Source organism: Bacillus sp. AR8-1, from assembly GCF_008042345.1.
GTDB classification, from domain to species: domain Bacteria; phylum Bacillota; class Bacilli; order Bacillales; family Bacillaceae_G; genus Bacillus_A; species Bacillus_A cereus.
This window is the reverse complement of sequence record NZ_QNUB01000001.1, coordinates 58,097-71,198: the sequence shown is the minus strand read 5'-3', so window position 1 is coordinate 71,198 and position 13,102 is coordinate 58,097. Positions and strand designations below refer to the sequence as shown.

The window sequence follows — 13,102 nt, the reverse complement described above, 5'->3', positions numbered from 1 at the left end:
CAAAAAAGTGAACAAAAGCGTTATTTTATTAGAAAAGTATGATTGTATGAAATAACATGTATGAAAGAAGAGGCGTTAGCAAAAATATCCCTTAACGAAATCGGCTTTATTTTTCAGCAAAGTAACCTTCTTAAGTGACTCATGTTGTATAGGTAGCAGAGAAAACAAAAAGAGTTCTTTTTATGGAGGACGGAGAAGTTGTTAGTGAAATACAACTAGGCAAGTTTAGGAATGATGATTTAAAAGCGCGAGAAGAGAAATTGTTAAAATGGTTAGCTGTACTCGGATTTTAAAGACAAAAACTCCTATTGAATATAGGAGTTTTTTCTTTGTTTGAAAGTTCGAAAAGATATATAATAATTTTCTGACTATTAATTTATGGAGGGGTATTAATGAAAACTGAAACGTTACACACACAAGAAGACATTTTAAAAATGCTTGATTCATTATTAAGACCTGCAGAACCATTTTGGAATGAGTTTTATGAGAATAGAGAAAAGGATGTTCCGTTTTTTGAAAATGTTCCAGATGAGAATCTAGTTTCGTATATACACAAAGAGAGAGTTTCAAAAGGGAAGGTATTAGAACTTGGATGTGGTCCAGGTAGAAATGCCATTTATTTAGCGACTCAAGGATTTGATGTAACAGCAGTGGATTTATCTGTAGAAGGCATTAATTGGGCTAAAGAAAGGGCATTGGCAAAAGAGGTAGAAATTCATTTTATTTGTGATTCGATTTTTAATTTAGAGGTTCAAAACGAATTTGATTTTGTATACGATTCGGGCTGTTTGCATCACATTCCACCGCATAGAAGAATAAATTATGTGGATTTAATTAAAAACTCATTAAAATCGGGTGGTTATTTCGGATTAACATGTTTTGCGGCAGGCGATTTAGATGAACGAAATGGATCAGAAATAACAGATTGGGACGTATATAGAGAATGGAGTCTACAAGGTGGTCTTGCATACTCGGAAGAAAAGTTAAGAGAGATATTTAAAGAATTTGAGGTAATTGAGATTAGAAGGATGAAACAAATAAAACAACCGAATGAAATGTTTGGAGAATCATTTCTTTGGACAGCGTTATTTAAGAAGAAATAATAAAGTAGATAATTGACAAACTCATCGTTTTTATAGACAATATGTTCATAGGAATATACGTTCGGTTTTTGGGTGACGTATGTTTTACATAAATACATAACAAGGGGCTGTCTCCATATGAGTAACGCAAATCAAAAAATTACTACGTTTTTAATGTTTGAGGGCAAAGCTGAGGAAGCGATGAATTTTTATACGTCGCTATTTGATCAATCAGAAATTGTAAGTATTTCTCGCTACGATGAAAATGGACCTGGTAAAGAGGGAACTGTAATTCATGCAACTTTTACGCTAAATGGCCAAGAGTTTATGTGTATTGATAGTTATGTAAATCATAATTTCACATTCACTCCAGCTATGTCTCTTTATGTAACTTGTGAGACAGAAGAAGAAATTGAAACGGTCTTTCATAAATTAGCGCAGGATGGAGCAATTCTTATGCCTTTAGGTTCTTATCCGTTTAGTAAAAAGTTTGGCTGGTTAAATGATAAGTATGGTGTATCTTGGCAGTTAACTCTTGCTGAATAAAAAAGAAAAAGCGTAGCTTATTTGTTTGTAAAAGATGTTCATCTTGTATGGGATGAAGTTTCTAGGGTTTTAAAGAATAAAGGTATTCTTATTGCTGGATTTACAAATCCGTTACTATGGATTTTTGATGATAACCAAGAGCAAAAAGGTATTCTTGATGTTAAACATTCAATTCCTTCATCAACATTGGATTATTTACCAGAGGATGAAGTTCAAGATTACATCGATTCAAATCAAACAATAGAATATGCGCATACTTTAGAAGACCAAATCCAAGGCCAAATTGAAGCTGGTTTTGCTATAACAGGTTTTTATGAGGATGATTTTGGTGGAACAAGGATATTAGATAAGCATATTAAAACATTTATTGCGACAAAAGCTATAAAGTTAAAGATGGATTAAGAATTTTTGCTTGTCGCACGGGGCGTTAGTCGAAGAACGCTCTTAAAATAGAAAAGGATGGTGCTTTCCATCCTTTTCCTTATGTATTTTGAGTGTCGAAACTATTCTCAAAACAAGTTTTACACTACCAATTGTATAATTAGGTTATACTTTTATATTAAGAATTTTGCTGACCAAATCTTTTTCCAAGTTTAGCTAACAATTCAGGTTGATCGCTTTGGCTCATTATAACTTCAATAAAGATAAGTTGATTCTTATTAAAAGTTATATTTGTTAAGACTGCTGCTAATTCTGCTTCATTTTCTACTTTAAATGTTAGACTTTTTTCTTCTGCCCCAAATACCATTGATAGTTTATTGTAATCCCACATTTGTATATCATTATAAAGTTGGTTTTGGCCGTGAATGGCACGTTCAACAGTGTATCCGTTGTTATTGATTAAAAATATAATTGGTTTTAAATTTTGACGTAATATAGTTGATAACTCTTGGGCAGTTACTTGGAAAGAACCATCACCAATAATTAAAATGTTGCGCCGTGATAAATTGGCGAGCTGTGTACCAAGTAGAGCGGGCAGTGTATATCCGATAGATCCCCATAACGGTTGTCCTACATATGCAGTGTTATTAGGTAGAGGGATAGCAGCACTACCAAAGAAAGGTGTTCCTTGCTCTACAATTAAGACGTCGTTTTCTTGTAAGAAATGGTACATTTGCTGCCAAAAACGTTTTTGTGTGACCATTTGTGCTTTTGGAATGAACTCTTCAGTAAAAGGTGAGGATTCTAAAATAAATGGCTTAACGTCAAGGGTATCTTTATTACGATGCTCAATTGAATCACTTAAATGTTGTAAAACATCCTGCATTACAACTGGACCGTATTTTTTATCTATAATTTTCACAGTGTAGGGATGGATTTCTATAACTTGTTCTTTTGTAAAACCTTGTGTGAAGCCGCCTGTAATAGTATCAGTTAACTTCACACCAATACTAATAATACAATCAGATTCATCAATTCTTTTTCGCAAGTACGGAGAACTTACATCACCAGTATAAATCCCTATAAATTGAGGCTGTTTTTCTGGGAATATTCCTTTTCCCATACTTAACGTCGCGATGGGAAACCCAGTTTTTTCTACGAATTGATGTAAATTTTCTTTAGCGTGAAATCGATCTACTTCAAAATCAGCTAAAATAACAGGTTTTTTGGCACTATTTATTTTTGAAATGGCATGTAGAAGCATTTTATTTAATGCTTCTTTATTACTTAAAATAGGTTTATTTATAATAGGTTCTGTCGGTTTATTAATTGGTTTATTATACACATCAATTGGCAAATTAATATGAACAGGGCGTTTTTCATTCCAACATGCACGTAATACACGGTCAATTTCCTCAGCTGCATGCTCAGGTGTTACATTTGTTTGTGCCACAGTGATTTCTCGATACATATTGGAAAAGTGATCGAACTTTCCATCGCCTAACGTATGATGGACGATTGCTCCATTTTCCATTACTTTTGTTGGTGGCGTACCCGTGATTTTTATAACTGGCACGTTTTCTGCATATGAGCCAGCAATACCGTTAATGGCGCTTAATTCTCCGACACCGAAAGTAGTAATAAGAGCAGCGATTCCTTTTATGCGAGCGTACCCATCTGCTGCATATGCAGCATTTAATTCGTTACAATTGCCAATCCACTTTAAATTTTCATGTGCTACCACATCATCTAAAAAGGCAAGATTATAATCACCAGGAACCCCAAATATATGTTCAATTCCTAATTCATGTAGTCTATCCAATAAATATGTACTTACAGTATATTGTTTTTTCAAATGAATCATCTCCTAATTATGCAATGAATGTTTCAATAGACTAAATAAGTTCTAATGCGTTGATTAAAATATTCATTACTAGATTGTGGTATAATTTACATACAGGGGGAAAGTAGATGACACAACATAAAGAAGAACAGATGAATGAGGCATTAGCATTATTTTATTTTGCATATAAAACATTTACTGAAAAGCCAGATGAAATTATAAAAGAATATGGCATTCAACGAGTACATCATCGAATTTTATTTTTTATCGCACGTTTTCCAGGGATAAGTGTAAATGAGTTATTATCACTATTAGAAATAAGTAAACAAGCTCTCCACGGACCGCTACGTCAACTTGTGGAAAAGGGCTTAATTGAGAGTAATGAAGCTATGCATGATCGACGTGTGAAACAGTTGTCTTTAACAGAAAAAGGTACAGATTTAGAGAAAAAACTGAGTGATGTACAAAGACAACAAATGGGTGCTATTTTTTCAAAATTTGGTGAATCATGTGAGGACAATTGGCACCAAGTTATGAATGAAATGGCAAATAGCCGATCAGGTTTTGATGCTTGGATATCCAAACGTGAAATACCAGTCGATCAAAAATAATGAAAAAACTTCTGTTTTTATCGTTTGAAAAAGAACAAATTTTATCCATATATTTGGCAACTATGATTTGGTCATAGAGTGAATGGATAAAAAGATACATTACTAGATACTTTATACGTGTACGCAATGGAACAATAAAATTCACATTTCCGAAAGGGGAATTATAATGATAAAACTTGTACTTATTCGTCACGGACAAAGCTTATGGAATCTTGAAAATCGCTTTACTGGATGGACAGATGTTGATCTATCAGAGAATGGATTAAGTGAAGCGAGAGAAGCAGGAGCAATATTAAAGAAAAACGGATATACTTTTGATGTGGCTTATACATCTGTATTAAAACGCGCAATTCGGACGTTATGGATTGTACTTCATGAGATGGATCTTACTTGGGTCCCAATACATAAATCTTGGAAGCTAAATGAAAGACATTATGGTGCATTGCAAGGGCTGAATAAAGATGAAACTGCTCAAAAATATGGTGAGGAGCAAGTTCATATTTGGAGAAGAAGTGTTGATGTAAGACCACCGGCTCTTACTGAAGACGATTCTCGATATGAAGCGAATGATCCAAGATATAAAACACTCAAAAAAGGTGAATTTCCGTTAACTGAATGTTTAGAGGATACGGAGAAGAGAGTACTTGCTTATTGGCATTCAGAAATTGCGCCGACATTAAAAAGTGGTAATAAAGTAATTATTTCATCACACGGTAACACAATTCGCTCGCTAGTAAAATATTTAGACAACCTTTCAAGTGATGGTGTAGTTTCATTAAATATTCCCACTAGCATTCCGCTTGTTTATGAATTAGACGAAAACTTACGTCCGATTCGTCATTATTATTTAAGTATGGATGGAGAAGTACCTGAAGGGGAAATTCCGAAACATATTTCTTTTTAATACGAAAATTTGAAATGGATGCTTGTCTACATATACAATATAGACTCATGGTAAAGTGAAATTTTAATCAGTGGGGGTCTTACTGCCCACAAATAACAGGATAAAAGAAGTGGTACTTTCTAATGTATATGCGATGTAGCTAATTTTAGAAGCTTGTCCACGTCTTTTGTCATAAAGAGAGCAGCTTGCGCATGTAATGATATCGTGAGTAGTTTTTGAATGGAGGGTGATGTGATTAATGATCTCTAACATTCGAATTGGCTTATTTGTTTTAGCGATTGTCTTTGTAGTCCTTGTTTTCTTTTATTGGAAAAATGAGGAGTTGTACGAGGAGAAAAAGCAACGTATTAGAAAGACTTGGTATGGTTTGTTTATCATATCTGTCACCGTGTATTTCATGATAAAAGGAATTGATTTAACCCTCTGGAAAAATCTTTTAATGTTTACTGCAATGGTTATTTTTGTTGATATTGCGTTCATTTTAACACCTAATATTTCAGAAATATGGGGTGCGAAATTTAGCGATATTGGCAAGACAGTTCAATCAATAAAACGATCATTAATTGCATCTAAAGCGAGAGGAGAAATATACACGACAATTATTCAAAATGTTAATCCATCAGTATTCGGTACGATGGAATGGCATACGGAAGAGGAATATACAAAGAGCTTAAATGCATTTTTAGATTCATATGGGGAAAAGATTGGTGCGAAAATTGTTGTTTTTGAAGCCGCGAAGGAATTAAATACAAACTTTCGTGGTATTCGCTCGCAATTTAGTATTATCGTTCCGTTAGAACATATCGAGCAATTGAATGAGCAGAAAGCGGTGCAAGTAGAAAATGTCGGGATTATACCAGCAAAAATAGTAAGTGACGTTTTCATTGTTATTGATGGAAAGAAAAATAACCTGCAAGATCGGGATTTTGAAAATGTATATAATTTAACAATACATCATAGTTATTTTAGTAAATAAGGACAGAATCTTTTTCTGTCCTTTTCTTATATACATAAATTAAAAACAAAATCCGACAAAGTTGAATAAAATTGGACAATCATTCCTACACTAGCATGTAGAGGTGATTGTAGTGGTAAAAGATTATGACAATGATTTTTTTAAAGAAGATAACGAAGATACAACAGATTTCTCTTTAATAAAAGGGGATACGTTGCAGCAAGTAGAAGAATTAGAAGAAGAATTAAAAAGAAAATCATAAGTGTACACTCTTTCTATATTTGCTATATAATATAAATAAAAGGTTGTATCTTTTTGAAAAGGGGGAGAAGAGATGGCTGAAGTCAATGTACAAAAGTCTTCGTTTTTTAAAGAAAAAAAAGAAGAATCAAATACAGATTTCTCTCTTGTGAAAGGTGCATTAACGGAGAATATAAATCGGTTAGAGAAACTGATGAATAATAGCAGTTCAAAATATATACATGTGAAAAAAACAAAAGAAAATGCATAGAGCATTTTCTTTTGTTTTTTTATTTAATAGTAAACTTTTCTCTTATTTTTTCAGGCAAATCTGCTTTCTGAATCTCTTCATAGGACTTTACTTCAATTGATGATATTTCATTTTTATTATTATCATCTTGATCTACATATAGGCGTAAAAACGCGTCTTCATTTAATTTATGATCGTTTTCTTTTTTTGTACTTCTAAATGTAATTTGTTTTTTGACGCCATCTTCATCATATGCGGGCAGCGTATAGTTTCGTAAGTTTCTACCATCTACCTTTTCGATAGTTCCTTCGCCTTTTATCTGCATGTAATATACATCTTTACCAATTCTATTTAGTGACGCTCTCTCACAGCCAATAGTAAAATTAGAAAATAATAAACATAGTGTAATAATTGCTAAAAACTTTTTCATTTTCTTTATCTCCTTTAATGTGTTTCTTTAAAAAGTATACGGCTATTATTAAATGAGAAAAATCGATATAGATTACAATGCCCTTACAATGTTGTAAGAGTGTTGTACATAAAATGAACAATAAAAGTTAAAAGAAAGGTAAAATAATGAATCATGGTATAATGATAAAAGACTTACATACTATTTTTTCATTTTGAAAGGAGCTTGAAAAATGTATTCTACTTTAGAACAATTAACAAAGCACCCTGTATTTTATCATTTTGCAGAAATTTCAAAGATTCCTAGAGGATCAGGTAATGAAAAGGAAATTAGTGATTATTTAGTGGGCTTTGCAAAAGAGCGTAACTTAGAAGTCATTCAAGATGAAGCATTAAATGTCATTATTAAAAAAGAAGCAACAGCTGGTTATGAAAATGTACCAGCTATTATTATTCAAGGTCATATGGATATGGTTTGCGAAAAAAATCAAGCAACAGTACATGATTTTGAAAAAGATCCAATTGAATTAAGAATCATTGGGGATATGTTATATGCAAATCAAACAACTTTAGGTGCTGATAATGGTATTGCAGTTGCGTATGCATTAGCTTTATTAGATTCAAAAGAAATTACGCATCCAGCACTTGAAGTCGTTATCACTACTGAAGAAGAAACGACAATGGGTGGGGCTTTTGCTATTGATCCAAATCATTTTGAAGGAAAGATATTTATAAATATTGATTCTGAAGAAGATCATAAATTACTTGTAAGTAGTGCAGGTGGTGCGAAAGCTGTTGAAACAATTCCCGTAATTTGGGATGAAACGCCAGCGAATATGGATGCATACCGTCTATATGTTGGTGGTCTAAAAGGCGGACATTCTGGTATGGAAATTGATAAACAACGTGGTAATGCGAACAAAATATTAGGACGAGTATTACGTGATTTATCAGCACATACGGAGTTTAACATAAGTGAAGTTCACGGCGGATTAAAAACGAATGCAATTCCGCGTGAAAGTGTAGCTACAATTTTAATTCGTACAGAAGATGTAGGACAAGTAGAAGAAAAACTAGAATCATGGACACGTGTATTACAAGAAGAAATGCGTGCTGTTGATCCAGATGTTCATGTTACACTGACAAAATTGGATGAAACAGTTGAAAAAGTATTTGCTAAAGAGACACAAAAGCAGCTTATTTCATCATTATTCTTAATTCCGAATGGCATTCAAAGTATGAGCATGGATATTAAAGGTCTTGTAGAAAGCTCAACAAATTTAGGCGTTATTGAAACGTTGCAAGATGAAATTAAATTACGTAACGAAGTGCGAAGTTCTGTAAGTAGTTTAAAACAACATGTTGCAGAAGAAATCAAATATATTGCTGAATTAGTTGGTGCTACATTTGAAATAGAGTCAGAGTATCCAGAATGGCCATACAATCCAAACTCACAAATTCGTAATTTATTTGAAAAAGTACATCAAGAAAAATACAATAAAGAAATTGAAATCTTCGCTGTACATGCGGGGATTGAGTGTAGCGCATTCGTTCAAAAGATGCCTGAATTAGATGCAATTTCATTCGGACCAGACATTTTCAACGTCCACACTCCAGATGAACATATCAGTATTTCTTCTGTAGTGAATAACTGGGGATTCTTCATTGATGTAATGAAGGGTACGAAAGAATTAGCTAAGTAATAACGACGAAATAAAAAGGAGTCTATAAAAATTTATAGGCTCCTTTTTTGTATTGGAATTTATCCCACTATTTGCCGGGCAGCCCGATTGGTTCAACTAATAATCAGTGGGGGATGAATAAAACCACTACTGATTAAAGTTTCACTTTATGAGAAGTCATTTTTCGTTAGTATGTAATATTAAGCTTGAACAATTAATAAGGATGAATTGTTGATGTTTTTTAGTACTGATGAAGGGGTGGAGAAATGAAGGAAAGAAAGCATTTTATTGTTTGTATGTTTTTATTGTTCTTCACATTTAGTTTTATTGGTGTTCAGAAAATAATAGCAGAAGAAGTTGAATTTTCAGGAACAACAGCTCCATTGAATGTAAATGTTAGAGAGGCAAAAAGTTTAAATGCAAATATTGTAGATGTGATTCCCGGAAATACAAAAGTATCTTTTAAAGGATGGGAGTATGGTGAAGCGGTTAAAGATTACTGGACAGGAAATTTAGATAATCGTTGGTTTTATTATTTTAAAGATGGAAAAAAAGTATATGTAACGTCAGCGTATATTAATGGAAATCCTCCAAATACATCAATAGATCGTAAATTATCTGTACCTAACATATTACAAGAAAGGTCAAATTGGTGTTGGGCAGGCACTTCGGTTTCAGTTTTAAATTATTTTGGGAAAACTCCATCACAAGATCAGTACGTTAGGTATGTTAAGGGTGGATCATATAATAATCCTGCAACTTCACGTGAAATACAATATGGATTATCGGGATATGGTGTTAGCTCAGCTATAAGTTCTGGAGCAAAATCTTATGATTGGTTCAAAAGTCAAATTAATAGTAATCAGCCGATGATTGCACTCATTATGTGGCAAAATGGAGCTAACATCGGACACTTTCTAGTACTTGATGGGTTTTATAAAGGGACAAATGGAACAGATTATATAACATACATGGACCCTTGGTATGGTGATCATTATAATCATAATTTCAGTACGTTCCATAACAATAATAATTTTTGGTGGAGTGAAACTGTTTATAATATCCATGCAAGCTAATAATATTAAAAGCGGGGGTTCATAAATGGGAAAACTACTTAAGCTTGTGATACCGTGCATGTGCTTAATGACTGTTATTATTTTTGCTAGTAAAATTAGTTATGCATCAAAAAATAAAAGTGAATCAGTACAATCGATTGCATTAAAAGATTATCAATATAGTAAGGGAGGTTCTTCAGAAAATTTAAGTTTTGAAAAAATAACAACATCTCCATTTTCGTTACCAATCTATGAAACAATTCCAGCACAGCAAATTTTAAATAGCTCTGAATTTAAGTATTTACTATTACCAACAAATGAAAAGCTATGGTTTATTATGAAGGATGAGCAGCCAGAAGGACTGATTGTTGCGAATGATACTGAACCGATTCGAACGGGCGGAGAAAATAGAAGTAAAGATTTATATGGATTATATAAATCAATAAAAAATAATACAAATGAAACAAAAGATATTATTTATTTCGAATTTGAAGGGCAAGGAATATTGGTAGTAAATCAAAATAATGATCAAGAAATATACCTTAGTAAAGGTGCCGCTGCCATATTAAAACTTCCTGCTAGTCAAAAAGTATTGAGCAGTGAAGTAATACAGAAAATGAAAGAGAGAATTGTAACTGCTTTTGAATAGTTAAATATAAACTGAATAAATATATATATGTATTTAATATGAAATTTCATGTACTGTATTATTTTCTAAAATAATACAGTACATTGTATAAAAAGGATAACAAAAAATGCGTTAAATGTAGTATGGATTTGTGATTGTTTTTGAATAGTTAAATATAAACTGAATAAATATATATATGTATTTAATATGAAATTTCATATTATTTTCGAAAATAATACAGTACATGGTATAAAAAGGATAACAAAAAAAGAGTGTAAGATATTATGAAAAAATGATGATTATAGTAGGAATAGTTGATTCTTACTTATTTTGTATAGAGTTCGATTCAAATTGCACTTCACATTTAAAATATTTAAATAATTCAAACGGAAAAGCTTGACCTTCACACTATGTAAAGGTTTACAGTAAGACAGAAAAGGAGGTTAAGAAATGAAAAAAATAACGAATTTGTGTATGAGTGCTATACTAACCACATCTATTTTCAGTGGTTATGCTCTAGGGAAAGGGATTGAGAAAGTTCAGGCGAAGGAAATTGAAAAAACGCAAAGAAAAGATATGAAGAAAGTAGAGGTACGAAAACAAGTAGGAAAGTATACAATGCCAGATGAAAAAAGCAAACATGAAGGAACATGGCTACAATGGCCTCATGAATTTACATATGGGCAAAAATATCAGCAAGAAGTAGAGCCAATTTGGATTCAAATGACAAATGCTTTAAGCAAAGGCGAAAAAGTTCATATTGTTGCATATGATCAAGAAGAAAAAGAAAGAATTACTGAGGTTTTAATAGATCACGGGGTAAATATGGGGAAAATTGATTTCTTTATCGCACCTACTGACGATGTATGGGCGAGAGATACTGGACCAATTTTTGTTTATGATAATGACAAAAATCTAAAGATATTAGACCCAGGATTTAACGGATGGGGAAAGAAAACACCATATAAGAAAGATGCTCGTCTTCGTGAGAATCTTAGTAAACAGTTAGGAATTGAAAGAATTGATTGGAATAAATTTGTTCTTGAAGGTGGCGCATTTGAATTAGATGGTAATGGAACTGCTTTACTAACTAGAAGTGCTGTAACGAATAAAAATAGAAATGCAAAATTGTCAGAAAAAGATATTGAAAAATATATTAGTGACCTTGGGGTAACAAATTTTATTTGGTTAGATGGAGTACATAACTTAGATATTACTGATTTTCATATTGATGGATTTGCAAAATTCCACGATAAATCTACTATTATAACATTAAACAAAAAAGATTTAGCTGAATGGGGAACGTCTGATAAAGATATTAACAAGTTGTTGCAGGCAAAAGATGCTGAGGGGAATAAGTACAAGTATGTATATCTGCCGCTAAGCAAGAATAATGTTACATTAGAAAATGGGAAGCAGCTTGATTATAAAGGTTCATATATTAATTATTATATAGCGAATCAAGTTATCTTAGTTCCTAACTATAATGATCCTAATGATAAAATAGCAAATGAGATGATTCAAAAACTTTATCCTGATCGTAAAGTTGTGGGGATTGATGTAAGAGAGCTTTATAAAAATGGTGGTATGATACATTGTATTACTCAACAACAACCAATTAATTTAAAATAATATATTTATAGTGTTCAGTGGAGTTTTCTATTTCTTATGAAAACCTGTTTATCTATAGGATAGGTAAAGATGCGATGGCATTTTTACCTATTTTATTGTAATTTTTATGAGTTAAGTATACCTTTCCTATAAACTGAAGAAACCCACCCTTTTTGAAAAAAGCTTAATCAAAATGGATGGATTTTCTACATTAAAAGCTATACTTGCTGTTGAAGAAGAAACATTGTCTAAAGGTATGTTTTTACCTTTTAAAAGTCGTTCGAATCCCTTCAATAAAACATCCAAAGAGTCCTCTATTATTGGGGTTTTAAAAGTTTCTGGTACAATCATTCTTACTAAAATATCTAAATACAATCTATATTTTTTCTTTTAGCAAGCCATACATGCCCATTACCTTCAGAATACAGAATTACCTTAAATAATAAAAGTTCAGCGACTTTTCTGTTTTTATTTGTAAATGAACACATTATACTTGGCCAATTATTGTGCAACCTTTTCGAATAAATGATTTTCTTTATTTGAAAATAAGGGTGCATCTATAAAACCATAATGATAAACTAAAATACCTAATTCTACTCTAGAATTAATATGCCATTTTTCTTTAATATGATTAATTATCGTTGAAATTCTTCGAGGGGTAACATATATTTTTTTTGAAATTTCTACATCTGTAAATCCTTTTGCTACATAAATAGCCACTTCTAACTCTCTTTCGGTCAAAATTCTTTTCATAAAATACGCTCCTTCGAAATTATTTATATAAAAATCAAAAGAAACTATTAAAAGAAATAAAGGTGAAAAATCATATTTATTTTAATCTGGCTATTTGCGGGTAGTAAGACTCCCACCTCAAAATTTAGATGTGGCAAAGAAGTCGGACTCCCT

Annotated in this window: 14 protein-coding genes and 2 pseudogenes; 13 read left to right on the top strand and 3 right to left on the bottom strand. The window is 32.1% G+C overall.

Going from position 1 to position 13,102, the window contains the following annotated elements; all coding sequences use genetic code 11:
- Positions 1-152 precede the first annotated feature (152 nt).
- The 4 genes and pseudogenes from DN400_RS30215 to DN400_RS00220 all read left to right on the top strand — a co-directional run.
- A pseudogene (locus tag DN400_RS30215) lies at positions 153-293 on the top strand (ABC transporter ATP-binding protein); the annotation flags it as partial.
- A gap of 99 nt (positions 294-392) precedes the next feature.
- Positions 393-1,103 (top strand): class I SAM-dependent methyltransferase, encoded by a 711-nt coding sequence (locus DN400_RS00230; RefSeq protein ID WP_065228836.1) that lies wholly within the window; start codon positions 393-395, stop codon positions 1,101-1,103.
- A 117-nt stretch (positions 1,104-1,220) separates the two neighbouring features.
- Positions 1,221-1,628: a VOC family protein gene (locus tag DN400_RS00225; protein ID WP_000063589.1), complete on the top strand. Its 408-nt coding sequence runs from the start codon at positions 1,221-1,223 to the stop codon at positions 1,626-1,628.
- Positions 1,629-1,640: 12 nt separating this feature from the next.
- Positions 1,641-2,030 (top strand): annotated as a pseudogene (locus tag DN400_RS00220) (SAM-dependent methyltransferase); the annotation flags it as partial.
- Between the two features lie 157 nt (positions 2,031-2,187).
- Here the strand turns inward: DN400_RS00220 and DN400_RS00215 are convergent.
- Entirely contained in the window at positions 2,188-3,873 is a 1,686-nt protein-coding gene (locus DN400_RS00215) for an alpha-keto acid decarboxylase family protein (RefSeq protein WP_102956691.1), read from the bottom strand.
- 107 nt (positions 3,874-3,980) lie between these two features.
- Between DN400_RS00215 and DN400_RS00210 the strand changes: the two genes are divergently transcribed.
- The 5 genes from DN400_RS00210 (at position 3,981) to spoIISB (ending at position 6,833) form a co-directional block, all read left to right on the top strand.
- Positions 3,981-4,463: a MarR family winged helix-turn-helix transcriptional regulator gene (locus tag DN400_RS00210; RefSeq protein ID WP_000191888.1), complete on the top strand. Its 483-nt coding sequence runs from the start codon at positions 3,981-3,983 to the stop codon at positions 4,461-4,463.
- A gap of 166 nt (positions 4,464-4,629) precedes the next feature.
- Positions 4,630-5,367 carry a 2,3-diphosphoglycerate-dependent phosphoglycerate mutase gene (gene gpmA, locus DN400_RS00205; RefSeq protein WP_016512840.1) on the top strand — a complete coding sequence of 246 codons (738 nt, stop codon included), beginning with the start codon at positions 4,630-4,632 and terminating at the stop codon, positions 5,365-5,367.
- A gap of 238 nt (positions 5,368-5,605) precedes the next feature.
- Positions 5,606-6,343: a type II toxin-antitoxin system SpoIISA family toxin gene (locus tag DN400_RS00200; protein WP_000624982.1), complete on the top strand. Its 738-nt coding sequence runs from the start codon at positions 5,606-5,608 to the stop codon at positions 6,341-6,343.
- Between the two features lie 112 nt (positions 6,344-6,455).
- Positions 6,456-6,584 (top strand): hypothetical protein, encoded by a 129-nt coding sequence (locus DN400_RS00195; protein WP_000237818.1) that lies wholly within the window; start codon positions 6,456-6,458, stop codon positions 6,582-6,584.
- 72 nt (positions 6,585-6,656) lie between these two features.
- Positions 6,657-6,833 (top strand): stage II sporulation protein SB, encoded by a 177-nt coding sequence (gene spoIISB, locus DN400_RS00190; RefSeq protein WP_016081622.1) that lies wholly within the window; start codon positions 6,657-6,659, stop codon positions 6,831-6,833.
- A gap of 19 nt (positions 6,834-6,852) precedes the next feature.
- On the opposite strand, the gene DN400_RS00185 is transcribed toward spoIISB, so the two are convergent.
- Complete coding sequence (locus tag DN400_RS00185; protein WP_098255597.1) at positions 6,853-7,242, bottom strand: YxeA family protein; 390 nt, start codon at positions 7,240-7,242, stop codon at positions 6,853-6,855.
- A 211-nt stretch (positions 7,243-7,453) separates the two neighbouring features.
- Here DN400_RS00185 and pepD point away from each other — a divergent pair, with 211 nt between their 5' ends.
- From pepD to DN400_RS00165, 4 genes are all read left to right on the top strand, one after another.
- Positions 7,454-8,923, top strand: coding sequence for a beta-Ala-His dipeptidase (gene pepD / locus DN400_RS00180; RefSeq protein ID WP_097946264.1), 1,470 nt, complete (start codon positions 7,454-7,456; stop codon positions 8,921-8,923).
- Positions 8,924-9,168: 245 nt separating this feature from the next.
- Positions 9,169-9,978, top strand: coding sequence for a papain-like cysteine protease family protein (locus DN400_RS00175; protein ID WP_147801466.1), 810 nt, complete (start codon positions 9,169-9,171; stop codon positions 9,976-9,978).
- A 25-nt stretch (positions 9,979-10,003) separates the two neighbouring features.
- A complete protein-coding gene (locus tag DN400_RS00170) occupies positions 10,004-10,606 on the top strand; it encodes a hypothetical protein (protein WP_071714841.1) in 603 nt (200 codons plus the stop codon).
- A 429-nt stretch (positions 10,607-11,035) separates the two neighbouring features.
- A complete protein-coding gene (locus tag DN400_RS00165) occupies positions 11,036-12,217 on the top strand; it encodes an agmatine deiminase family protein (RefSeq protein WP_141527811.1) in 1,182 nt (393 codons plus the stop codon).
- A 480-nt stretch (positions 12,218-12,697) separates the two neighbouring features.
- Here DN400_RS00165 and DN400_RS00155 read toward each other — a convergent pair whose 3' ends face one another.
- On the bottom strand, positions 12,698-12,949 hold the full coding sequence (locus tag DN400_RS00155; RefSeq protein WP_044306588.1) for a response regulator transcription factor: 252 nt from the start codon (positions 12,947-12,949) through the stop codon (positions 12,698-12,700).
- Positions 12,950-13,102: the final 153 nt, after the last annotated feature.

What these genes read in the sequence shown, in the direction of transcription:
- DN400_RS00155 (WP_044306588.1), bottom strand. Translation starts at nt 12,949, where the DNA reads ATGAAAAGAATTTTGACCGAAAGAGAGTTAGAAGTGGCTATTTATGTA.
- DN400_RS00210 (WP_000191888.1), top strand. Translation starts at nt 3,981, where the DNA reads ATGACACAACATAAAGAAGAACAGATGAATGAGGCATTAGCATTATTT.
- DN400_RS00170 (WP_071714841.1), top strand. Translation starts at nt 10,004, where the DNA reads ATGGGAAAACTACTTAAGCTTGTGATACCGTGCATGTGCTTAATGACT.
- gpmA (WP_016512840.1), top strand. Translation starts at nt 4,630, where the DNA reads ATGATAAAACTTGTACTTATTCGTCACGGACAAAGCTTATGGAATCTT.
- DN400_RS00230 (WP_065228836.1), top strand. Translation starts at nt 393, where the DNA reads ATGAAAACTGAAACGTTACACACACAAGAAGACATTTTAAAAATGCTT.
- DN400_RS00225 (WP_000063589.1), top strand. Translation starts at nt 1,221, where the DNA reads ATGAGTAACGCAAATCAAAAAATTACTACGTTTTTAATGTTTGAGGGC.
- DN400_RS00175 (WP_147801466.1), top strand. Translation starts at nt 9,169, where the DNA reads ATGAAGGAAAGAAAGCATTTTATTGTTTGTATGTTTTTATTGTTCTTC.
- DN400_RS00200 (WP_000624982.1), top strand. Translation starts at nt 5,606, where the DNA reads ATGATCTCTAACATTCGAATTGGCTTATTTGTTTTAGCGATTGTCTTT.
- DN400_RS00215 (WP_102956691.1), bottom strand. Translation starts at nt 3,873, where the DNA reads ATGATTCATTTGAAAAAACAATATACTGTAAGTACATATTTATTGGAT.
- DN400_RS00165 (WP_141527811.1), top strand. Translation starts at nt 11,036, where the DNA reads ATGAAAAAAATAACGAATTTGTGTATGAGTGCTATACTAACCACATCT.
- pepD (WP_097946264.1), top strand. Translation starts at nt 7,454, where the DNA reads ATGTATTCTACTTTAGAACAATTAACAAAGCACCCTGTATTTTATCAT.
- spoIISB (WP_016081622.1), top strand. Translation starts at nt 6,657, where the DNA reads ATGGCTGAAGTCAATGTACAAAAGTCTTCGTTTTTTAAAGAAAAAAAA.
- DN400_RS00185 (WP_098255597.1), bottom strand. Translation starts at nt 7,242, where the DNA reads ATGAAAAAGTTTTTAGCAATTATTACACTATGTTTATTATTTTCTAAT.